The 21,484-nt window shown below is 69.9% G+C and carries 23 protein-coding genes; 7 read left to right on the forward strand and 16 right to left on the reverse strand.

Going from position 1 to position 21,484, the window contains the following annotated elements; genetic code table 11:
- Positions 1–44: 44 nt before the first annotated feature.
- The 7 genes from ABGB14_RS25455 to ABGB14_RS25485 all read right to left on the reverse strand — a co-directional run bounded on the left by ABGB14_RS25455 (position 45) and on the right by ABGB14_RS25485 (position 7,375).
- Complete coding sequence (locus ABGB14_RS25455; RefSeq protein ID WP_132600105.1) at positions 45–797, reverse strand: succinate dehydrogenase/fumarate reductase iron-sulfur subunit; 753 nt, start codon at positions 795–797, stop codon at positions 45–47.
- Positions 794–2,683 carry a fumarate reductase/succinate dehydrogenase flavoprotein subunit gene (locus tag ABGB14_RS25460; protein ID WP_347646330.1) on the reverse strand — a complete coding sequence of 630 codons (1,890 nt, stop codon included), beginning with the start codon at positions 2,681–2,683 and terminating at the stop codon, positions 794–796. The genes ABGB14_RS25455 and ABGB14_RS25460 overlap by 4 nt, the downstream gene beginning before the upstream one ends.
- A 24-nt stretch (positions 2,684–2,707) precedes the next feature.
- Positions 2,708–3,496 carry a hypothetical protein gene (locus tag ABGB14_RS25465; RefSeq protein ID WP_347646331.1) on the reverse strand — a complete coding sequence of 263 codons (789 nt, stop codon included), beginning with the start codon at positions 3,494–3,496 and terminating at the stop codon, positions 2,708–2,710.
- Between the two features lie 193 nt (positions 3,497–3,689).
- Positions 3,690–4,136 carry a response regulator gene (locus ABGB14_RS25470; protein WP_347646332.1) on the reverse strand — a complete coding sequence of 149 codons (447 nt, stop codon included), beginning with the start codon at positions 4,134–4,136 and terminating at the stop codon, positions 3,690–3,692.
- 5 nt (positions 4,137–4,141) lie between these two features.
- Positions 4,142–5,173: an ATP-binding protein gene (locus ABGB14_RS25475; RefSeq protein ID WP_347646333.1), complete on the reverse strand. Its 1,032-nt coding sequence runs from the start codon at positions 5,171–5,173 to the stop codon at positions 4,142–4,144.
- 106 nt (positions 5,174–5,279) lie between these two features.
- The gene (locus ABGB14_RS25480; protein ID WP_347646334.1) at positions 5,280–6,413 is read right to left on the reverse strand and encodes a SpoIIE family protein phosphatase; all 1,134 of its coding nucleotides are present in this window, start codon (positions 6,411–6,413) and stop codon (positions 5,280–5,282) included.
- 32 nt (positions 6,414–6,445) lie between these two features.
- On the reverse strand, positions 6,446–7,375 hold the full coding sequence (locus ABGB14_RS25485; protein ID WP_347646335.1) for a LysR substrate-binding domain-containing protein: 930 nt from the start codon (positions 7,373–7,375) through the stop codon (positions 6,446–6,448).
- A gap of 134 nt (positions 7,376–7,509) precedes the next feature.
- On the opposite strand from ABGB14_RS25485, the gene ABGB14_RS25490 reads away from it, so the two are divergent.
- From ABGB14_RS25490 to ABGB14_RS25500, 3 genes are all read left to right on the forward strand, one after another.
- Complete coding sequence (locus ABGB14_RS25490; RefSeq protein WP_347646336.1) at positions 7,510–8,256, forward strand: succinate dehydrogenase cytochrome b subunit; 747 nt, start codon at positions 7,510–7,512, stop codon at positions 8,254–8,256.
- Positions 8,253–10,175, forward strand: a complete 1,923-nt coding sequence (locus tag ABGB14_RS25495) for a fumarate reductase/succinate dehydrogenase flavoprotein subunit (RefSeq protein WP_347646337.1) — start codon at positions 8,253–8,255, stop codon at positions 10,173–10,175. The genes ABGB14_RS25490 and ABGB14_RS25495 overlap by 4 nt, the downstream gene beginning before the upstream one ends.
- Positions 10,176–10,251: 76 nt before the next feature.
- A complete protein-coding gene (locus tag ABGB14_RS25500) occupies positions 10,252–10,992 on the forward strand; it encodes a succinate dehydrogenase/fumarate reductase iron-sulfur subunit (protein ID WP_347646338.1) in 741 nt (246 codons plus the stop codon).
- 10 nt (positions 10,993–11,002) lie between these two features.
- Here ABGB14_RS25500 and ABGB14_RS25505 read toward each other — a convergent pair whose 3' ends face one another.
- The 5 genes from ABGB14_RS25505 to ABGB14_RS25525 all read right to left on the reverse strand — a co-directional run bounded on the left by ABGB14_RS25505 (position 11,003) and on the right by ABGB14_RS25525 (position 13,843).
- Positions 11,003–11,833 carry an alpha/beta hydrolase gene (locus ABGB14_RS25505; protein WP_347646339.1) on the reverse strand — a complete coding sequence of 277 codons (831 nt, stop codon included), beginning with the start codon at positions 11,831–11,833 and terminating at the stop codon, positions 11,003–11,005.
- Entirely contained in the window at positions 11,808–12,296 is a 489-nt protein-coding gene (locus ABGB14_RS25510; RefSeq protein WP_347646340.1) for a hypothetical protein, read from the reverse strand. Before ABGB14_RS25510 ends, ABGB14_RS25505 begins: the two co-directional genes overlap by 26 nt.
- Positions 12,297–12,502: 206 nt before the next feature.
- On the reverse strand, positions 12,503–12,910 hold the full coding sequence (locus ABGB14_RS25515; protein WP_347646341.1) for a hypothetical protein: 408 nt from the start codon (positions 12,908–12,910) through the stop codon (positions 12,503–12,505).
- Positions 12,907–13,155, reverse strand: coding sequence for a hypothetical protein (locus ABGB14_RS25520; protein ID WP_347623248.1), 249 nt, complete (start codon positions 13,153–13,155; stop codon positions 12,907–12,909). The genes ABGB14_RS25515 and ABGB14_RS25520 overlap by 4 nt, the downstream gene beginning before the upstream one ends.
- 58 nt (positions 13,156–13,213) lie before the next feature.
- Positions 13,214–13,843, reverse strand: coding sequence for a TetR/AcrR family transcriptional regulator (locus tag ABGB14_RS25525; protein ID WP_347646342.1), 630 nt, complete (start codon positions 13,841–13,843; stop codon positions 13,214–13,216).
- Positions 13,844–13,948: 105 nt separating this feature from the next.
- Here ABGB14_RS25525 and ABGB14_RS25530 point away from each other — a divergent pair, with 105 nt between their 5' ends.
- Positions 13,949–15,388: a DHA2 family efflux MFS transporter permease subunit gene (locus ABGB14_RS25530; RefSeq protein ID WP_347646343.1), complete on the forward strand. Its 1,440-nt coding sequence runs from the start codon at positions 13,949–13,951 to the stop codon at positions 15,386–15,388.
- A gap of 109 nt (positions 15,389–15,497) precedes the next feature.
- Here ABGB14_RS25530 and ABGB14_RS25535 read toward each other — a convergent pair whose 3' ends face one another.
- Positions 15,498–15,881 carry a nuclear transport factor 2 family protein gene (locus ABGB14_RS25535; RefSeq protein WP_347646344.1) on the reverse strand — a complete coding sequence of 128 codons (384 nt, stop codon included), beginning with the start codon at positions 15,879–15,881 and terminating at the stop codon, positions 15,498–15,500.
- Between the two features lie 76 nt (positions 15,882–15,957).
- Positions 15,958–17,112 carry an RtcB family protein gene (locus ABGB14_RS25540; RefSeq protein ID WP_347646345.1) on the reverse strand — a complete coding sequence of 385 codons (1,155 nt, stop codon included), beginning with the start codon at positions 17,110–17,112 and terminating at the stop codon, positions 15,958–15,960.
- A 578-nt stretch (positions 17,113–17,690) separates the two neighbouring features.
- On the opposite strand from ABGB14_RS25540, the gene ABGB14_RS25545 reads away from it, so the two are divergent.
- From ABGB14_RS25545 to ABGB14_RS25555, 3 genes are read left to right on the forward strand one after another with little or no spacing between them, the layout of a single operon-like run.
- Complete coding sequence (locus ABGB14_RS25545; RefSeq protein ID WP_347646346.1) at positions 17,691–18,533, forward strand: DUF1996 domain-containing protein; 843 nt, start codon at positions 17,691–17,693, stop codon at positions 18,531–18,533.
- 57 nt (positions 18,534–18,590) lie between these two features.
- The gene (locus ABGB14_RS25550) at positions 18,591–19,154 is read left to right on the forward strand and encodes a DUF305 domain-containing protein (protein ID WP_347646347.1); all 564 of its coding nucleotides are present in this window, start codon (positions 18,591–18,593) and stop codon (positions 19,152–19,154) included.
- Positions 19,155–19,178: 24 nt separating this feature from the next.
- Entirely contained in the window at positions 19,179–19,883 is a 705-nt protein-coding gene (locus ABGB14_RS25555; RefSeq protein WP_347646348.1) for a phosphotransferase, read from the forward strand.
- Here ABGB14_RS25555 and ABGB14_RS25560 read toward each other — a convergent pair.
- A complete protein-coding gene (locus ABGB14_RS25560; RefSeq protein WP_347646349.1) occupies positions 19,846–20,652 on the reverse strand; it encodes an NAD(P)H-binding protein in 807 nt (268 codons plus the stop codon). The two genes, ABGB14_RS25555 and ABGB14_RS25560, sit on opposite strands and share 38 nt — an antisense overlap.
- A 35-nt stretch (positions 20,653–20,687) precedes the next feature.
- Positions 20,688–21,323: a phosphotransferase gene (locus tag ABGB14_RS25565; RefSeq protein ID WP_347646350.1), complete on the reverse strand. Its 636-nt coding sequence runs from the start codon at positions 21,321–21,323 to the stop codon at positions 20,688–20,690.
- Positions 21,324–21,484: the final 161 nt, after the last annotated feature.

Raw genomic sequence — 21,484 nt, forward strand, 5'->3', positions numbered from 1 at the left:
GGCGGGGGCCGGATCATCCGGCCCCCGCCTTCCGTGTCAGCGCCCTACGAGGTGCGCTTGAAGATCTTGTTGCCCAGCCACACCAGCGGGTCGTACTTCCGGTCGACCACGCGCTCCTTCATGGGGATCAGCGCGTTGTCGGTGATCTTGATGTGTTCGGGGCAGACCTCGGTGCAGCACTTGGTGATGTTGCAGTAGCCGAGCCCGTGCTCCTCCTGGGCCGTCTCCTGCCGGTCCGCCACGTCGTACGGGTGCATGTCCAGCTCGGCGATCCGCATGAGGAAGCGCGGGCCGGAGAAGGCCGGCTTGTTCTCCTCGTGGTCGCGGATCACGTGGCAGATGTTGTTGCACATGAAGCACTCGATGCACTTGCGGAACTCCTGGGACCGCTCGACATCGACCTGCTTCATCCGGAACTCGCCTGGCCGGACGTCGGCCGGCGGGGTGAAGGACGGGACCTCCCGGGCCTTCTGGTAGTTGTAGGACACGTCGGTGACGAGGTCCTTGATGACGGGGAACGTGCGCATGGGCGTGACCGTGATGGTCTCGTCCTCCTCGAAGGTGGACATCCGGGTCATGCAGCCCAGCCGCGGCTTACCGTTGATCTCCATGCTGCACGAGCCGCACTTGCCCGCCTTGCAGTTCCAGCGCACGGCCAGGTCGGGCGCCTGCGTGGCCTGGAGCCGGTGGATGATGTCGAGGACGACCTCGCCCTCGTTGACCTCCACGGTGAAGTCCTCGAGCCTGCCCTCGCCGCCCTCACCGCGCCAGACCTTGAACTTTGCCTTGTAGCTCATGACTTCGCTATCCCGTCGAACTCGGTCATCTCTTCGTCGGTGAGGTATTTGCTCAGCTCGTCGCGTTCGAAGAGGCTGATCAGATCGTCGCGCATGCGCGGCTGGATCCTCTCCTCGACGCGGACGGCCGAGCCGCCCTCGGTGGAGCAGACGAGCAGCTTGCGGCGCCACTCCGGGTTCATCCCGGGGAAGTCGTCGCGGGTGTGCCCGCCGCGGCTCTCCTCGCGCAGCAGCGCGGCGCGCGCCACGCACTCCGACACCAGCACCATGTTGCGCAGGTCGATCGCGAGGTGCCAGCCGGGGTTGTAGACGCGCGAGCCGGCCGCGCCGACCAGCGCCACGCGCTCCTTCAGCTTCTCCACGACCTGGAGAGCCTCGGCGACCTCGTCGGGCTTGCGGATGATGCCGACGAGTTCGTTCATGGTGCGCTGGAGCTCGTGGTGCACCTCGTAGGGGTTCTCGCCGCTGCGTCCGAGCGGCGCGATCGCCTCCTCGCGGGCCGCTTCGACCGCGTCGTCGGCCACCTTGGGCCGGGCCGCGAGCCCGTCCACGTACGCCGCCGCGCCCGCGCCCGCCCGGCGACCGAACACCAGCAGGTCGGACAGCGAGTTGCCGCCCAGCCGGTTGGAGCCGTGCATGCCGCCGGAGACCTCGCCGGCCGCGAACAGGCCGGGCACGGCCGCCGCGCCGGTGTCGGCGTCGACCTCGACGCCGCCCATGATGTAGTGGCAGGTCGGGCCCACCTGCATGGGCTCGGCGGTGATGTCGACGTCGGCCAGCTCCTTGAACTGGTGGTGCATCGACGGCAGCCGCTTCTTGATCTCCTCGGCGGGCAGCCGGGTGGAGACGTCGAGGAAGACACCGCCCTGGGGCGAGCCGCGACCGGCTTTGACCTCGGCGTTGATCGCGCGGGCCACCTCGTCACGCGGCAGCAGCTCCGGCGGGCGCCGGTTGTTGGCCTGGTCGGTGTACCAGCGGTCGCCCTCTTCCTCGCTGGTGGCGTACTTGTCCTTGAACACGTCGGGGACGTAGTCGAACATGAAGCGCTTGCCCTCGGAGTTGCGCAGCACGCCGCCGTCACCGCGGACGGACTCGGTGACGAGGATGCCGCGCACGGACGGCGGCCAGACCATCCCCGTGGGGTGGAACTGGATGAACTCCATGTTGATCAGGTTGGCGCCGGCGAGCAGGGCCAGGGCGTGGCCGTCGCCGGTGTACTCCCAGGAGTTGGAGGTGACGACGTAGGACTTGCCGATCCCGCCGGTGGCCAGGACGATGGCCGGCGCGTCGAAGAGGATGAAACTTCCCGACTCGCGCCAGTAGCCGAACGCGCCGGAGATCGCGTCGCCGTCCTTGAGCAGCCGGGTGACCGTGCACTCGGCGAAGACCTTGATGTAGGCCTCGTAGTCGCCGTGGGTCTCGTAGTCCTCCTGCTGGAGGGCGACGACGCGCTGCTGCAGGGTGCGGATCATCTCCAGCCCTGTGCGGTCACCCACGTGGGCGAGCCGTGGATACTCGTGCCCGCCGAAGTTCCGCTGGCTGATCTTGCCGTCCTTGGTGCGGTCGAAGAGCGCGCCCCAGGCCTCGAGCTCCCAGACGCGGTCGGGCGCCTCCTTGGCGTGCAGCTCGGCCATCCGCCAGTTGTTGAGGAACTTGCCGCCCCGCATGGTGTCACGGAAGTGCACCATCCAGTTGTCGTCGGGGTTGACGTTGCCCATCGCTGCGGCGGCGCCGCCCTCGGCCATGACGGTGTGCGCCTTGCCGAACAGCGACTTGCAGACGATCGCCGTGCGCTTGCCCTGCTGGCGCGCCTCGATCGCGGCCCGCAGGCCGGCGCCGCCCGCGCCGATGACGACGACGTCGTACTCGTGGCGCTCTGTGTTCATCGGGTTTTCCACTGAAGCTGGTCCTTACGCGAACGGGAAGGCGATGATGCCCTTGGCGACCAGGCGTACATAGAGGTCGGCGCCCATGACGGAGAACATCGAGGCCCACGCGAGCTGCTGGTGCTTGGCGTTGAGCTTGGAGACGAACGTCCAGGCCCGATAGCGCAGCGGGTGACGGGAGAAGTGGTTGAGCCGGCCCGCGGTGATGTGGCGGCACGAGTGGCAGCCGAAGGTGTAGCCGAGGATGAGCACGGCGTTGAGGAGCAGGATCCACGAGCCGAGGCCCAGCGGCTTGTGCACCAGCGCCAGGACGGCGTCGTAGGTGAGGATGGCGCCGATCACCACCGCGAAGTAGAAGAAGTAGCGGTGGATGTTCTGGATGATCAGCGGGAACCGGGTCTCACCGGTGTACTTCCCATGGGGCTCCTGCACGGCGCACGCCGCCGGCGACAGCCAGAACGAGCGGTAGTAGGACTTGCGGTAGTAGTAGCACGTCAGCCGGAACCCGCCGGGCAGGCCGAGGATCAGCAGCCCCGGCGGGAGCGCGTACCAGCCGCCGACGGGCGCCCATCCGAACAGCCGCGCGCCGTCGCAGACCTCCTGAGTCGTCAGGCAGGGCGAGGCGAACGGGGCGATGTAGGGATCGACGAAGTTGCTCGTGTCGATGATCGCCCACACGCCGTAGACAAGGAATGAGCTGAGCCCGAGGAACGTCACTAGCGGTACGAGCCACCATCGGTCGGTGCGCAGCGTGCGCACCTTGACCTGGGCACGCTGCCTTCTCGCTGGTGCGTCGGGCGTCGTTTGGGTCATCGCGGACCTCTCCACCTCCCGCGGACCCATCGCGCAGGGGGTCCGTGGTTTTCGTATTCGCTGGGCGCGCGGATGGCGATCTCCGCTCAGGCGCGCGTTGGTGGGGGATACGTTACGACGACAGGATCGAGTTTAGTGAGCGGGGTCACTCACAATTTCGATGACCCGCTGTGATTCCTGTCACGTAGGTGCGTCACATGGGCTGCCCCGAGGTAGGAAGTTTAACCACCGTTACGAAAAAATTATCTATCTGTCGGACAACGCGGATAAATTGCTCAAAGTCCACCGGCTTGGACACGTACGCGTTGGCGTGCAGCCGGTAGCTGCGCAGAATGTCCTCCTCCGCCTCCGACGTCGTCAGGATCACCACCGGGATCGTGCGCAGCAGCGGGTCGTCCTTGACCTCCCGCAACACCTCGCTGCCGCTCATCCTCGGCAGATTGAGGTCGAGCAGGATGAGGTCGGGGCGGGTCGCGTCGCGGTAGTCGCCCTCCCCGCGCAGGTAGGCCAGCGCCTGCTCGCCGTCGTTGACCACGTTGAGGCGGTTGCGGACCTTGTTGAGGTCGAACGCCTCCTTCGTCAGCAGGATGTCCGCCTGGTCATCCTCGACGAGAAGCACATCGATCGGTCGTACGTCCATCGTGATCAGCCTCCAGCCACAGGTAGTGTCCAGCGGAACGTCGTGCCCCTGCCCTCGGTGTCACCGTCCAGCCACAACCGGCCACCGTGGTACTCGACGATCTTGCGGCACAGGGCGAGCCCGATTCCGGTGCCGGGATAGACGTCGCGGGGGTGGAGACGCTGAAAAATCAGGAAGATGCGGTCGGCGTACTTCGGCTCGATCCCGATGCCGTTGTCGGAGCAGCTGAACTCCCACATGTCGCCGGACCTCTCCGCACCGATGTGGATGCGCGGAGGCTCCTCGGCGCGGAACTTCACGGCGTTCTCGACCAGGTTCTGGAAGAGCCGGGTGAGCTGCATCCGGTTGCCGGTGACCCGGGGCAGCTCGTCGCGGGTCACCGTGGCGCCGGTGTCCTCGATCACGGCCGAGAGGTTCTCCAGCGCCGCGTCCAGCGCCACGCCCGACTCGATCGCGGTCTTGCCGCTGGTGACCCGGCCGACCCTGGAGAAGTCGAGCAGGTCGTTGATGAGCAGTTGCATGCGCTTGGCGCCGTCGACCGCGTAGTGGATGTACTGCTTGGCCCGGTCGTCGAGCTGCGTGCCGTACCGCTGCTCCAGCATCTGGGTGAAGCTGGCGACCTTGCGCAGCGGCTCCTGGAGGTCGTGGCTGGCGACGTAGGCGAACTGCTCCAGCTCGCCGTTGGACCTGCGCAGCTCCTCGCTCTGGTCGGCGGCGACCCGCCAGGCCGCGACGATGCGGTCGCGCATGGAGTCGACGTGGCCGGCCAGCTCGGCCAGCTCCGCCGGCCGGTCGACGTGCAGGACGTGGTCGAAGTCGCCGCCGGCGACCGTACGCACCTGTGTGGTGAGCCGGTCGATGGGGTTGAGCACGGCGTGGCGCACGATGAACGCCAGTCCGACGCCGCAGGCCAGCAGCACCGCGAACACCACGATCAGCGCGACGTTCAGCCGGGTGAGCTGCGTGGCGACCTCGGGGCGCGGGGACAGCTCCATGGTGCGGGCGCTCATCACCAGGATGACCGTGACCCCGGCCACGAAGGCGATGCCGGCGATCGCCCCGACGAACAGGAACCAGCGGGCGACCGGCTCATCAGCCGGCCCAGCCCTGTGGGCTCCGGGGCGGGCGGCAGCGGGTGGATGCTCATGCTTTCCTCCTGCGCAGCAGGATCACGGCGAGGTCGTCGCTCAGCGTGCCGACGTGGGTGATGAGCCGGTCGAGGTCGATGTCTCCGTGGGCGCGTACGAGCTCGATCAGGCCGTCCACCCCGATCTCCCCGTCGGGCTCGCCCACGGCCGCCTCGATCAGGCCGTCGGTGTAGAGCATCATCGTCCACTCCTCGCCCAGCGGGACGTCGATCACGCGCCACTCAACGTCGGGGAAGATGCCGAGCGGTGGGCCGGAGGGCGTGTCGCACACCGCCTCGGCGCCTCCGTCGCGCACCAGCACGGGAGGCGGGTGGCCGATCACGTGCATCTTCGCGTGCAGCAGGTCGGGGGAGATGGTGGCCGTGCAGAGCGTGGTGAAGATCTCGGGGGCCTGGCGCTCGGCCCGCAGCAGCGCGTCGAGCGTGCGCAGCATCGTCTCGTCCGTCTGCCCGGCCAGCACCAGCGTGCGCCAGGCGATGCGCAGCGCCACTCCGAGCGCCGCCTCGTCGGGTCCGTGCCCGCACACGTCGCCGATCACGACGTGCAGGGAGCCGTCCGGCGTCTGCACGGTGTCGAAGAAGTCGCCGGCCAGCGTGCCGCCGCTGCCCGGCAGGTAGCGGGTGACGTGCTCGATCGCGTCGGTACGCAGCAGCGCGTCGGGCAGCAGCGCGCCCTCCAGCCTGGCGTTCTCCTTTGCCGACAGCTCCGCCTGCAGCAGCGCCAGGTGGGCCAGGTCGGCCCGCTTGCGCTCCATCGCGTATCGGATGGCTCTGGCCAGCAGCCGCGCGTCGATGTCCTGTTTGACCAGGTAGTCCTGGGCGCCGGCCTGGACGGCGCCGACGCCGACGTGGACGTCCCGCAGGCCGGTGAGCACGAGCACGGCGGCGTGCGGGGCCAGCTCCAGGACCTCCTCCAGGGCCTCCAGGCGGTTGGCGTCGGGCAAGGTCAGGTCGACCAGCACGCACTGGATGTGCTCGGTCAGCTTCTCCTTCGCCTCGCGCAGACTTCGCGCCCGGAAGATCCTGGGTGGGGCTTCCGCCTCCTTGAGCAGCTCTTCGACGAGGAAGGCGTCGCCGTCGTCATCCTCGATGAGGAGCAGCGTCAGCGTTATTGAGAGATTTGCCGTCAAGACGCCTCTTCGGGGGGTCGGAGTAGTGGTGCTCATTTTGCGATGAGCTCCACGCCTTGCGGAAGCGTGCCTTCGTGCTCAGATTCCACCACGAAAGCTAGCAGGATCTCGCGAAACGCCTGTGCCGCTCTGGCCGGCTCGACGTCCTTGCGGTGGGCCAGGGCGATCGTGCGGCTGAGCCCCGGCGGCGCGAGAGGCGTGCCCGACAGGCCGGGCCGCCCGTCGAGCACCATCGACGGCACCACGGCCACGCCCAGGCCCGCCTCCACGAACCGCAGCACCGCGTCCATCTCGCCGCCCTGCACCGCGAACCTCGGCTCGAACCCCGCCTGACGGCACGCCGCCAGCGTGGCATCGCGCAGGTCGTAGCCGCGCCGGAACATCACCATCTGCCGGCCGCGCAGCTCCTCGATGTGCAGGTATCGTCCGCGTGCCGCCTCGTGGGAGGGTGCGGCGACCACGAGGTTCTCCCTGAGGATCTCCTCCGTCACCAGGGCCGGGTCGTCGCTGTGCAGCGGCATGATGATCAGCGACAGGTCGAGCTGGCCGCGGGCCAGCGCCCTGACCAGGTCACGCGAGCCGCCCTCCTCCACCAGCAGCTCGATCCCCGGGTACGCGCGGTGGAAGCGGGCCAGCGCGTCGGCCAGCAGCCCCGCGCACAACGACGGCGTGGCGCCGAGCCGCACCCGGCCACGCCGGAGCCCCGCGAGCTCGGCCACCTCCTGCCGGGCGGTGTCGGCGTCGGCGAGGATCCGGCGCGCCAGCGGCAGCAGCGCCTCGCCCGCCGCGGTCAGCGTGACGTTGCCCCGGGCCCGGGAGAACAGCCGGGTGCCCAGATCGCTCTCCAGGGTCTTGATCTGCTTGCTGAGGGACGGCTGCGCGACCCGCATGCGCTCGGCCGCCTGCGTGAAGTGCCTGGTCTCCGCGACCGCGACGAAGTAGGCCAGTTGTTGCAGCTGCATGTGACATTCCTCGCATCGGCCGACCGTCCCCGGAGTGGGGCGACCGTACAGACCCGCATCATAGCCGGTGGCTATCGAAACGAGACCTACGATGACTTGGACGGATCGTCGCTGCGTACATAGCGTCTGGAGACGTGACAGCCACGATAGAGCGCGGCGCCGCCACAGCGCCCGTCACCCCTCCCAGCACCAGGAAGCGCCGCAGAGCGCGCGGCTTCATGGGTTCCTCGAACGGCAAGAAAGCCGTCATGGCCGTCACGGGCGCCGTGATGGTGCTCTTCCTCGTCCTCCACATGCTCGGCAACCTCAAGATCTTCTTCGGCCGCGACTCGTTCAACGAGTACGCGCACGCGCTGCGCACGTTGCTCGAGCCGATAGTCCCCTACCGCACGGTGCTGACGGTCGTGGAGGTCGTGCTCGCCGTGTCCGTCGTCCTGCACATGTGGGCCGCGATCTCGCTGGCCCGGCGGGCGGGCAAGGCCAGGCCGGTGAAGTACGTCGCCAAGAAGTCGCAGGCGGGCGGCTACGCCACCCACATCATGCGGTTCGGCGGCCTGACGATCGCGCTGTACCTGGTCTGGCACCTGCTCGACCTGACCTTCGGCGTCGTCAACCCCAAGGGCTTCGACTCCGCCCCCGCCGACCGGATGGTCGCGGGCTTCGACGCCTCCCGGTGGTGGGTGACGCTCATCTACGTCGTCGCCGTCGTCATGGTCGGCCTGCACCTGCGGCACGGCGTCTGGAGCGCGTTCCAGACCCTCGGCTGGGCCAACCGGGCCCGCAACAGGACGCTGCGCCTCGGGGCAGGGTTGCTGGCCGCCGTGCTGGTCATCGGTTTCCTCGCCCCGCCCCTCGCGATCACGTTCGGAGTTGTGCAGTGAAGTACACGGAGGGCTCGGAGATCCGGGACGCGAAGGCGCCTTCCGGACCCATCGAGGAGCGGTGGGAGAAGCGGAAGTTCAGCGCCAAGCTGGTCAACCCGGCCAACAAGCGCAAACTCCACGTGATCGTGGTGGGCACCGGCCTGGCGGGCGGCTCGGCCGCCGCGACGCTGGGCGAGCTGGGCTACAACGTCACCTCGTTCTGCTACCAGGACTCACCCCGACGCGCCCACTCCATCGCCGCGCAGGGCGGGATCAACGCCGCGAAGAACTACCGCGGCGACGGCGACAGCATCTACCGGCTCTTCTACGACACCGTGAAGGGTGGCGACTTCCGCGCACGCGAGTCGAACGTCTACCGCCTCGCCCAGGTCTCGGTGAACATCATCGACCAGGCCGTCGCGCAGGGCGTGCCGTTCGCCCGCGAGTACGGAGGCCTGCTCGACACCCGCTCGTTCGGCGGCGCCCAGGTCTCCCGTACGTTCTACGCCCGCGGCCAGACGGGCCAGCAGCTGCTGCTGGGCGCGTACCAGGCGCTGGAGCGGCAGGTCGCGGCCGGGACCGTCACCATGCACACCCGGCACGAGATGCTCGACCTGATCGTCTCCGAGGGGCGGGCCCGCGGCGTCATCGTGCGCGACATGGTGACCGGCGAGATCGAGCGCCACGTGGCCGACGCCGTGGTGCTGGCCACCGGCGGCTACGGCAACGTGTTCTTCCTGTCCACCAACGCCAAGGGCTGCAACACCACGGCGATCTGGCGGGCGCACGAGCGGGGCGCGTACTTCGCCAACCCCTGCTACACGCAGATCCACCCCACCTGCATCCCGGTCTCCGGCGAGTACCAGTCGAAGCTGACCCTGATGTCGGAGTCGCTGCGCAACGACGGCCGCGTCTGGGTGCCGCTGCGCAAGAACGACACGCGCGCCCCCGGTGACATCCCGGAGCAGGAGCGCGACTACTACCTGGAGCGGATCTACCCCGCGTTCGGGAACCTCGTGCCCCGCGACATCGCCTCCAGGGCCGCCAAGAACGTCTGCGACGAGGGCCGCGGCGTCGGGCCCGGCGGGCTCGGCGTCTACCTGGACTTCCGCGACGCGATCGGCCGGCTCGGGCGCGACGCCGTGGAGAAGAAGTACGGCAACCTGTTCGAGATGTACGAGCGCATCACGGGTGAGAACCCGTACGACGTGCCGATGCGCATCTACCCCGCCGTGCACTACACGATGGGCGGGTTGTGGGTGGACTACGACCTGCAGTCCACGATCCCCGGCCTGTTCGTCATCGGGGAGGCCAACTTCTCCGACCACGGCGCCAACCGGCTCGGCGCGTCGGCGCTGATGCAGGGGCTCGCCGACGGATATTTCGTGCTTCCCACCACCCTCGGTGACTATCTCGCGGACGGCCCGTACAACGACGTCGACGAGGAGGCCGTGGCCGCGGCCGAGATCAGGGTCCGCGACAAGATCGATCGGCTGCTGTCGGTGAACGGCACCCGCACCCCCGACTCCTTCCACCGCGAGCTGGGCAAGCTCATGTGGGACTACTGCGGCATGGAGCGCACGGAGGAGTCGCTGCGCAAGGCGCTGGAGCGCATCCCGGAGCTGCGCGCGGAGTTCTGGCAGAACGTCAAGGTGACCGGCACCGCCGAGGAGCTGAACCAGGTCCTGGAGAAGGCCGGCCGCGTCGCCGACTTCTTCGACCTCGCCGAGCTCATGTGCCTGGACGCCCTGGTCCGCACGGAGTCGTGCGGCGGCCACTTCCGCGCCGAGTCACAGGACTCCGACGGCGAGGCGCTGCGCGACGACGACCGCTTCGCGCACGTGGCGGCCTGGGAGCGCACCCCTGACGGGCCGGTGCTGCACAAGGAACCGCTCGAGTACGAGTACGTCAAGATGACCCAGCGGAGCTACAAGTGAGCGAGCGAACCATCAGACGCAGCAACCTGTTCATGCCCGGGAATGGGCGACTGAGCGAAGCGAAGGAGCCCCGGGCGTGAACCTGACCTTGAAGGTCTGGCGGCAGAGCGGCCCCTCTGCCGACGGGCGGATGGTGACGTACCGGGTGGAGGACGTCTCCCCGGACATGTCCTTCCTGGAGATGCTGGACGTCCTGAACGAGCGCCTCATCCTGGAGGGCGACGACCCGATCGCCTTCGACCACGACTGCCGCGAGGGCATCTGCGGCATGTGCGGCATGGTGATCAACGGCGTGGCGCACGGCGAGCAGCGCGCCACGACGACGTGCCAGCTGCACATGCGCCACTTCGAGGACGGCGCCACGATCACCATCGAACCGTGGCGGGCGGCGCCGTTCCCGGTGGTGAAGGACCTGGTGGTGGACCGCAGCGCGTTCGACCGGATCATCCAGGCGGGCGGCTTCGTCTCCGTTCCCGCCGGTTCGGCGCCCGACGCCCACAGCGTCCCCGTACGCAAGGAGGACGCGGACGACGCGTTCGACGCGGCGACGTGCATCGGCTGCGGGGCCTGTGTGGCCGCCTGCCCGAACGGCTCGGCCTCGCTGTTCACCGCCGCCAAGATCACTCACCTGAGCCTGCTTCCCCAGGGCCAGCCGGAACGTGTGTCCCGCGCCAAGGCCATGGTGGACCAGATGGACGCGGAGGGGTTCGGCGGCTGCACGAACACGGGGGAGTGCACGGCGGTCTGCCCCAAGGGCATCCCGCTGGACACGATCGCCCAGATGAACAGCGACTATCTCAAGGCCAACGCCAAGTAGCCCGCCGACCTCACCTCGGGGCGGCGAGGAAGTCCGTGATCAGGGCGGCGACCGCCTGCGGCTGCTCGGCGAGCAGGTCGTGGCCGGAGTCCAGCTCCCTGACCCGGATGTGGGGCGGCAGGGAGGCGAGGTCGCGGCGCACTCCTCTCCTGAACGCCGCCATCAGCTCGCCGCCCGGCATGGCCTGCGGGTCGCGGGTCGGGATCACGACCAGGGCGTCGCAGGTGACCTCGTGCAGCAGGGGGATCGTGTCGCGGAACTCCGGGGTGTGGCGCACCGCTTCGAGGAGTTCCGCGCCGGGCCGGGCGTGGACCTGCCCGTCCCTTTCGGCGAGAGCCCTGGCGGGGAACATGGGCCGGAGCTCTGCGGGCAGCGGCCGGCCCATGCTCGCGGACTGCTCGTCGAACACGGCCTTGAGGCTCGCCAGCTCCCGGTCCCTCGTCACGGGGTCCATCCCGGGGTAGTTGTCCGGGGAACTCTCGGCGGAGCGCAGCCCGTCGAGGTTGACGATCGCCGGGCATTCGGGATGTCGCCTGGCCCACAACACGGCGAGCATGCCGCCCAGCGAGTGACCGGCGACGGCCGGGTTGCCGAGGTCCAGGTGTGCCACCACCGCCTCGAGGTCGTCCAGCGCCCTCTCCCACTCCCACGGGCCGTCGCCGGACAGGCCGTGGCCCCGCAGGTCAGGCGCCACGGGTCGGTGGCCGGCGAGTTCGATCCGGTCCCACGCCTCCAGCGTGCCGCCCAGGCCGTGGAGGAGGAGGACGGGCTCGCCGGGCCCGCCGTGGTCGCGTACGGCGAGGGGGATGTCGTGGTCAGTGATGGTGACGTCGTGCGGCATGACGCTCCTGAGGTTGGTTCAGCCGTTCGCGGATCGAGTGGGTGCTCACCCCGCCGTCGGGATGCCGGTCGAGCTTCGCGCGCTTGACCAGGTCGTGAACTCCCTGCCGGGTGATGCCGAGCATCGCGCCCGCCGTGGCGAACGGCACCGCCTCCTTGCCCGGATGGCCGGCGCGCCTGGCCACGGCCCTGCCGAAGGCGGTGCTCCACCACTCGTCGGGGGGATCGAACGGGCCGTCGCCGGGGAAGGCGGCCGCGATCAACCTCGCCGCCGTACGGACCGCGAGGCTCTCGTCGGGGCCCAGCAACTGGGCGGCCCACACCTCGGCCTCGATCCGCAGGCGGGCCCTGACCGGGTCCACCTGCTCGCCGGAGCCGAAGAGGATCTCCAGCGGATCGACGATCCGCCGCTCGACCAGCTCGACCAGCTCGCCTGCCAACGCCACGTGCTCGCGCGTACTCACTTGACGCACAATAGCAAGTACTTGCTCCTTCGCGTCAAGTACTACGAAGGCGTCACCATCGGTCTCGGCCACGCCGGCTGTGTGGACGTGCCGTGCCCGGCCGATGGCCGGGTGGAAGTGGCGCGCTGGTGCTCGGGCGTGGAGCCCGTCGACCCGGACCGTCCGTCTGTCGGAGGCTGGCGCGTCGGACCAGGCGGGAAGCTCCGTCAGGCGGTCTGGCGGGACTCGTCGTTGGCGTTGGCGCGGATCTGCTGGATGCGCTGCTTGGTCAGGCCGAGCAGCTCTCCGATGTCGCCGTCGGACAGGCCCAGCTCGTGCATGTGCTTGACGCGTTTCTTCAGCGTGCGCGTGTAGTCTTCGGCGATCGCGGCGGCCTGGCGCTGGAGCGCGGCGAAGTCGTCGAGGTCCTGCTCGGACAGGCCGGGCAGCGCGTAGTGGAAGACGGGCGCGGGCGGCCGGTCGCGGTCGGCGAACAGGAACGGCAGCCCTTCGGTGACGTCGGCGTGCAGCTCCTTCAGCGTGCGCGCGGACATGCCGCCGGCCACGCCGTCCACCTGGGCCAGCCACAGGCTGCCCGCCAGAGTGATGTGAACGTCAACGCGGTCCGCCGTCATGAATCCTCCAGCCAGTGGTCGCCGAACAGGTGAGCGAGCCCCTGCTCGAGGGAGTCGACCAGATGGGGCGTCTCCCCGGGGTAGAGCGGGACGATCGCGCGGGCCGCGACGCGGCCCTCGGCGTCCCACAGCAGGAGGAAGCGCTGCCGCCTGGTCGTCTCCGCCCAGTCGCAGCGCAAGCCATGGGTGTGGGAGAGCCCGATGATCCGATCGCGGATGGCCGCGTAGTCGTCTCGTTCCACCACACGCGGCAGACTATATCTCTTGCCTACCACCGACAAGAGGCCTTGTCGCCGACATTGGCTATGGCGCGTTCCGGCCCCAGGCGCGCACGAAGGTGCGCACGGTGGCGCGGGCCAGGTCACGGAGCTCGGCGTCGCTGATCTGGCGGGTGCCCAGGCGGGAGCGGGCCTCCAGCGGGCCGAGGAGCAGGGCGAGGAACTGCTCGGCCGCGAGGTCGGGATCGGCGGCGCGCAGGCGGCCGGAGAGTGCGAGCCGGGCCAGGCGGTCGGCCAGCGCCTGGGTGAGATGGTGGGGGCCGCTGCCGGTCACGACGTCGAGGATGTCAGGAAATCTCGTGATCTCGGAGTAGAGCAGCCGTTTCAACGCGCACGAACGTTCGTCGGTGTGCAGGCGGAGCAGCGCGTGCGCGACGCCCTCCAGCGCGCCGGCCAGATCGTCGCCCGGATCGGCCAGCGGCGCGAGCGCGCCGATCCGGGCATCGAGCGCGGCCTGCGAGGCGGCCTCCACGGCGTGCCGGAACAGCGTGGCCTTGTCGGTCATGTGGTTGTAGACCGTCGGTTTGGCCACGCCGGCCTCGTCCGCGATGTCCTGCACGCAGGCCTGCGCGTATCCCAGGCGGGCGAACACGGCGAACGCGCCGCCGAGGATCGCCTGGCGTTTGTCGATGCGCCCGCGTGTGCTGGTGGCCATGCCGGTGATTGTACGCGCTGGTTCACTCCGTGGACGTACGGGTTGCATGCGAACGTATGGGATAACTACGTTGAACCCATGAGTTCAATTCCATCGGATGACCGGATGGATTCCCGGCTCCTCGGCATGATCGGCGTGATCCTGCTCGGTGGGCTGCTGGGCATCCTCAACAGCACGATGGCCGCCGTCGCCATCGACACCCTGGCCGTCGCCTTCGCCACCTCGCTCAGCACGGTCGGCTGGACGTCCACCGGCTTCCTGCTCGCGGTCACCGCCACCATCCCGTTCACCACCTGGGCCGTCGACCGGTTCGGCGGCAGGCGGCTCTGGCTGGCCGGGTTGTCGCTCTTCCTGGCCGGATCGTTGCTGGCCGGACTGGCCTGGAACGTCGGCAGCCTGATCGCCTTCCGGGTGCTCCAGGGGTTCGGGGCGGGACTGCTCGACCCGCTCGTGCTGATCCTGCTGGCCAGGGCCGCCGGGCCGCGCCGGGCCGGACGGGTGATGGGACTGATGGGCGTGGTGCTCTCGCTCGGGCCCGTGCTCGGGCCGATCGCGGGCGGCGCGGTGCTCGCCGGACTGTCGTGGCGGTGGATGTTCCTGCTCAGCGTGCCCGTCGGACTGGTCGCCCTGCTGCTGGCCGTACGGGTGGTCCCCGCCGACGAGCCGTCCCATGGGACGTCCGGCGTGTCGCCCGCCCGGCTGGACGTCGTGGGACTGGCGCTGCTCGGGCCCGGATTCGCGGCCGTCGTCCTGGCGCTGTCGCAGACGGCCGAGCAGGGGTCGTTCGCCGCCTGGCAGGCGCTGCTGCCGCTGGCCACGGGCGTGCTGCTGCTGGCCGGCTATGCGGTGCACGCGCTGCGGGCGCGCCCGGCGGGTTCACCCGCCGGTTCGCTCATCGGGCGGAGGAAACCGCCGCTGATCGACCTGCGCCTGTTCGCCAACCGCGGGTTCACGGCCAGCGTCACGATCATGGGGCTCGGCGGGTTGTCCCTCTTCGGGGCGCTGTTCGCGCTGCCGCTGTACTACCAGCAGGCCCACGGGCACGGCGTGCTCGCCGCCGGGCTGCTGATGGCGCCGCTCGGGCTCGGCGGCTCCATCGCGATGCCGCTGGCCGGGTGGCTGTCGGACCGGATCGGCGCGCGCGGACTGGCCATCGCGGGCGCCGTCGTCGCCCTGCTCAGCGCGCTCTCCTTCACCCGGATGGGAGCCCACACGCCCGAGATCCGGCCGGCGCTGGCGGCGCTCACGCTCGGCCTGGGCAGCGGATGTTTCAGCGCGCCCACCATGGGCTCGCTCTATCGCACGCTGCCCGAGCCCATGGTGGCGCAGGGCAGCTCGGTGCTCTACATGCTCAACCAGCTCGGCGCCGCGCTCGGCGTGGCGGTCGTCACGCTCGTCCTGCAGACCGCCGGGGACGTGATCGCCGGTTTCCACGGCATCTTCTGGCTCGTCGTGACCGTGCTGGTTATCGTGCTGGCGGTCATCCCGCTCCTGCCCGGCAGGCCGCCTGCGCAGGTCGTACAGAAGGAGGCGGTGAGAACCTGATGACGGAACACCCCGCGCCACGGCACCGGCAGGTTCTTGATGCGGACCACTTGTGTGGAATTGGCGTTCGTGGTGCCCCTGGCGTGGAACGCCGCACCCGGTGGACGGGTCACCAGCGCTCCACGAGGTGCTCGCGGCCGGCCGGCGGATCGTAGGGCTCCGGCCAGTAATCGGTGACGCGGCTGATCAGCCCATGGGGCGAGACGTCGAACCAGACGCACGCGTCCAGCGGCTCATCGCCCACGCGAGCGTCGATCCACGCCGCCGCATGGAGACCGTCGGCGACGACGCGCCGCACCCGTAGGTGCCAGTCACCGGGATAATCCCTGTTGAACTGGAGAAAGGCCGGCTTCCCGCGGATGCGCTCGCGGGTCTGCGGCATCTCGTACACCACGTCCTCATCGAGCAGGTCGCCGAGCGCCTGCCAATCCCGCCGCTCGGTGTTGTCGACGTAGGCCTGCACGGCACGCCGGGTTCTGGAGGTCTCGTCCACCCGCCGAACCCTACGTTCTGGCACCGACAGAAAGACGGCTCCCCGCCTGTCGCGCAGGCGGGGAGCCGGAGTCCGGTCAGCCCTTGTAGTTGAAGATCTGGCGCAACGTGTGCCGTACCTCCACCAGATCGGTCTGGTCCGCCATCACCTGGTCGATGGGCTTGTACGCCTCAGGGTGCTCGTCCACCAGTGCGGCGGCCCGGTCGGCGTTCCAGGTGCGGCCGCTCATGGCCGCGGTGAGCGAGCTCGCCGACAGCTCGCGCTTGGCCTTCGTGCGCGACATGCGGCGGCCCGCCCCGTGGGAGCACGAGGTGTACGACTCGGGGTTTCCGCGCCCGCGCACGATGTACGAGCGCGTGCCCATCGAGCCCGGGATCACGCCCTCGTCACCCCTGTCGGCCTTGATGGCGCCCTTGCGAGTGATCCACATCGACTTGCCGAAGTGGGTCTCCTGCTGGGTGAAGTTGTGGTGGCAGTTGATCGTGCGGACACGGCGGCCTTGGCCGACGACCCGGAACAGGGCATTGATCAGGACCCTGTCCATCCGGGCACGCGAGGCCATCGCGTAGCGCTGGGCCCACAACATGTCCTCGATGTACGCGGTGAACTCCGGCGTGCTCTGGACGAAGTACGCCAGGTCCGGATCCTCCAGGCCGACCTCCTGCTTCCTCATCAGCTTCTTGGCGCCCGTGATGTGCAGCTGGGCGAGCTGGTTGCCGATGCCGCGCGAACCCGAGTGCAGCACCGTCCAGACGTGGTCGCGCTCGTCGAGGCAGACCTCGACGAAGTGGTTGCCGGAGCCGAGGGTGCCGAACTGGTCGGCCACCTTCTTCGTCTGCTTCGGGTTGAGATCGGTGTGGGGGAGCCCGAGGTCGTTGAGGGCGCGGTCGGTCGACGGGTCGTCGTGGCCCTTGCCGACGCCGGCGGGGATGCGGTGCTCCACCATGGGCATCAGGGCCGCGAGCGTGTCGGGCAGGTCCGCGGCCGTGAGCGTCGTCTCGGTGGCCACCATGCCGCAACCGATGTCGACGCCGACGGCGGCGGGAATGATCGCGTTCTCTGTGGGGATCACCGAGCCGACCGTCGCACCGATGCCGACGTGCGCGTCGGGCATGAGAGCGACGTGGCCGGAGACGAACGGCAGGCGGGCGGTGCGTGCGGCCTGCATGATCGCGCCTTCGTCGATCTCGCTGGCCCACGACAGCAGGTTCGGTGCGGGCTGGTTCGGCATGAAAGTTGCTCCTTACTGGTTCGTTGATCAGTTTGGCGGGGCCAGTAAGGATTTCCCACCCATTTTACCGGCTGCGGGTCACGCCGACCGTTCCAGGTTCACGTGGGCTGACATTCATGGCGGTTGTCTCCCTTTGTGGGAGAGCGCTCCCTTGTCGGGTTCGGCGCGGGGTTCCGGGCGGTCATGGCCGGGTTACTGTTTCCTGTTCGGTGCGGCGCGGGAGAAGGGTCGCGGTCGGTGGGAGATGAGTCGTTCTCACTGGTGGAAGCCGCGTATGGGGGTGTAAGGAGCGGTCTCGTGCGTGTCAGGTGGGTTTTCATCTGGTAACGAGCATCTTGACAGCAGCAGGAGAGGCGAGCACTCTCCCAATCAGGGAGCGCTCCCCGAACACCCCCCGCTTCGCACCCTGACGGAGACGTCGTGAGTCCACACCCCGACCCGTGGTCTACGACCCGCCATCCCCCGCCCTCGCGACCGGCGGCGACCGGCCGGGAGCGCCCGACACGGCCACGCCGTTCCCCGTCACGGATGCTCACCGACATCGTGCGCGTCCACCCATGACGCCCAAGGGAGCCGCCATGCTCGCCTCACGACTCTCAGCGCTGCTGACCCTGCTGATCGGCCTGGTCGCCGTCGTGCCCCGCCCGGCGGTGGCCGAGCCCGTACGGGTGGCGGAGTTCCTCGCCGACTGCCCGTTCAGCCACCGGCTGCCCGACGACCCGATCGTCTTCCCCGGCCTGCCGGGCGCCTCGCACATGCACAGCTTCTTCGGCAGCCGCGTCACCAACGCCCACACCCAGCTCAACGACCTGCTCAACGGCGCCACGAACTGCAACCCGGCCGTGGACAAGTCGTCGTACTGGGTGCCGACCCTCTACAGGGACGGCGCACCCGTGGAGCCGGCCATCGTCACGTTCTACTACCTCGGCGAGGGCGTGCGCGACGACATCGTCGCCAGGACCCAGCCGCTGCCCCTCGGGTTGCGGATCGTCGCGGGCAACGCCATGGCGACCGGGCCCGACCACACGACGATCTCCCGGTGGTCCTGCCTGCACGCCGGGCACGTCGGCGCGTCGAAGGACTTCGTCACCTGCCCGCCGGGGACGATGCTGGAGTCGTACCTGGACTTCCCGCAGTGCTGGAACGGGCGCGACCTCGACTCCGCCGACCACAAGAGCCACATGGCCTATCCGGTGGGCGGCGCCTGCCCGAGCACGCACCCCGTGCCGGTGCCCAAGCTGCGGCAGGTGATCCGTTACCCGGTGAGCGGCGACCCCTCGCACTTCCGGCTGGCGTCGGGTGGCGGTTTCACGATGCACGGTGACTTCTTCAACGCGTGGCCGGCGGCGGAGATGGAGCGCCGGGTGCGCGACTGCATCCGGCCGGTCATCAAGTGCGGGGCCGACGGGCGGCCGTCGTAACGTCTGCTTCTCGCCCGGGCGGGCCGTCACCGCCCGGGCCCTCCGGAGGTCGTACGCGTGTCACGGGTGCTCGGATTCCTGCTGCCGGCCGTCCTGCTGCTCGGCTGCTCGGCCGCTCCTGACCCCGTTCCTGTTCCTGCTCCTGTTCAGGCGCCCGCCTCCAGCGGCGCCTTCACCACCACGGACGTGGCCTGGCTGCAACTGGCCGAGGCCCTGCACACGCGGGCGCTGCCCCTCCTGGAGCTCGCGCGGGACCGCGCGGCCGACCGGCCGCTCGCCGGCCTGGCAGCCCGGCTCGGCGCGGAGCACGAGAGCGGGCGCGGCCGGCTGCGCGCCCTGCTCGCCCAGGCCCGGGTCGCCGGCGAGAACCCGCACGCCAGGCATGACATGCCCGGCATGCCCACCGCCGCCGACCTGACGGCGCTGTCCGGGCTGCGGGACGACGCGTTCGACCGGCGGTTCGTCACGTTGCTGCGGGCGTACCTGAAGCAGCTCGCGCTGGTGGCGAAGGGCGAGCAGAGCGCGGGCGGCGCGCGACAGGCCCGCGAGCTCGCCTCCGCCATGCGGCGCGACCACACCGCCCACCTGGCCGAGCTGGACAGGATCGCCGGACGCACGTGAGGCGCGGCTCGGTAGGTTGACCGGATGGAGCCAGGCGAACTGCTGGGGCAGGGCCGCAGCGCCGACGTGTACGCGATCGACGAGGTGCGGGTGCTGCGCCGCTACCGTTCGGGCATCGACGCGCGCCGGGAGGCCGCGGTCATGGACTACGTGGCGGGGCACGGTTATCCCGTCCCCCGCGTCCATCCGGGAGAAGGGCCGCCCGGCGACCTGGTGATGGAGCGGCTGGCCGGGCCGACGATGTTACGGGCGATGCTCGACGGCGACCTGGGACTCGAGGCGGCGGGCGACGCTATCGCGCGGCTGCTCCTGCGCCTGCACCGGATCCCGGCCCGGCACTCGGCCGACCCCGATGCCCGGGTGCTCCACCTGGACCTGCACCCGGACAACGTCATGCTCACGGCCCGCGGACCGATCGTGATCGACTGGTCCAACACCGAGGAGGGCAGTCCGGAGGAGGACTGCGCCATGTCAGCGATGATCCTCGCGCAGGTCGCGGCCGACGCACGGGACGAGAGCGCGCCGGCGGCGCGGGTGGTGCTCGGCGCGCTGCTGGCCGGACTCGGCCCCGCGATGGGCTACGGCGACGCCCTCGACCGCGCCAAGGCCCGCCGGGGCGCGAACCCCACGATGACCACCAGGGAGCTGGAACTGCTCGACGCGGCGGCTGCCCTGGTGCGCGAGCTGGGCCTCACGGCCGCCAGGCGCCCCGCGCCGCCGTCTCGGTGACGTAGCTCTCGAACGGCTTCGGCGGCCGGTCGGTCACCTGGCTCACGACCTCGGTGACCGGCTGGTCGCCGAGGGCACGCAGGGCGGTGAACGCCTTGGCCGCACGGATGGCGTCGCCGGAGAAGCCCTGCGCCGCGATGTACTCCTCCTCGCCGCCCAGATAGATGATCTCGCGGCCGACCGCCCAGCCGATGATCTGCGCGGCCTCCCCGAACGACAGGGCGCGCGGCCCCGTGATCTCGTAGGAGTGCCCCGCGTGGCCGTCCCGCGTGAGGGCCGCGGCGGCGACGGCCGCGATGTCGCCGGCGTCGACGAACGCCTGGCGCACGGCGCCCAGCGGCACCATCAGCTCGCCCGCCATGACCGCGGGCCGCAGGAAACCCTCGTCGAAGTTCTGGTCGAACCAGCTCGGCCGCAGGATCGTCCACCCGGCGCCGCTGTCGCGGACCGTGCGCTCCGCGGCCATCAGCCGCTCATCGCCCATGACCTCGATGCCGCCGCTGGACAGCAGCACGATCTGCTCGACCCCCTGATCCACTGCCAGCGACACGAACGCGGGGTCGATCGGGACGCCGTCGGGGGCCATGAGAAACACCCTGGACACCCCTCTCACCGCGGGCTCCCACGTGCCGGGCCGCGCCCAGTCGAACGTGGTCTCACCGCCTCTGGAGGCTGCACGCACGGCGTGGCCGGCCGCGCGCAGCCGCTCCGCCACGCGCCGCCCGATGGTGCCTGTCGCTCCGAGGACGAGGATCACGAGCCGAGTCATGCCCCGAGTCAAGCAAAGGACACCGACAGAACCTGTCAAAGACGTCCGGCGGCCCGCTCGGTCCAGGCGGCCGTGGTGTCGATGCGCTCGCGCCACATCTTCTCGCCGCCGCCGGGCTCCCAGCGGACGCAGAAGTCGAGCAGGTCACGGCAGCGGGCCAGCATCGCCGCGTGGCGCTCCGCCCAGCCGGGCACGGGCTCGCCGTAGGCGGAGAAGAACCACGGCAGCAGCGGCACGTGCTCGGGGTGGTGCATCCGGACGATCCACTCGCACCAGGCGAGGTCCTCGACCGGCCGACCCGGATGGGCCCACTCCCAGTCGAGGATCGCGGTCGTCTCGAACGTGGCCGGGTGGAACAGCATGTTCTGCGGCCCGTAGTCGCCGTGGACGATGCCGAGCCTGTGGATGCGGGCCAGCATGCGGCCGCACTCGGCGAGCACCTCCGCGGCGCGGCCGTCGTCCAGGAGGTCCTGGCCGTGGGAGCCCTCGACCCAGCGGGTGGTCAGGCTCGTCGAGGTGACCTGGTGGACGCGGGGGACGGGAATGCGGCCGCGCAGGCGGCGCAGATATCTGCTCTCCGTGCTGAGCCTGAACGCCGCCTCGGGCCCCTGGTAGCACTTCACGACCAGGGCGCCGTCGCCGACCGTGCTGTTGGTGTACCCGTGCTTCACAAGGGTCGATTCTGGCGCACCGGGACCCGTGCCGGGTGCACCCGCGCACTATCGCCCGCGCTCGCGATACACGATGTAAGGACGGGGCAGACCGCCCAGCGGGGTGGAAGAAGCGCGCTCCGGGCGGCTGACCGGGAAAGGCGCGGACAGCACCATCCCGG

Origin of the sequence: Nonomuraea sp. B10E15 (assembly GCF_039871615.1) — a bacterium.
Lineage (GTDB): Bacteria > Actinomycetota > Actinomycetes > Streptosporangiales > Streptosporangiaceae > Nonomuraea.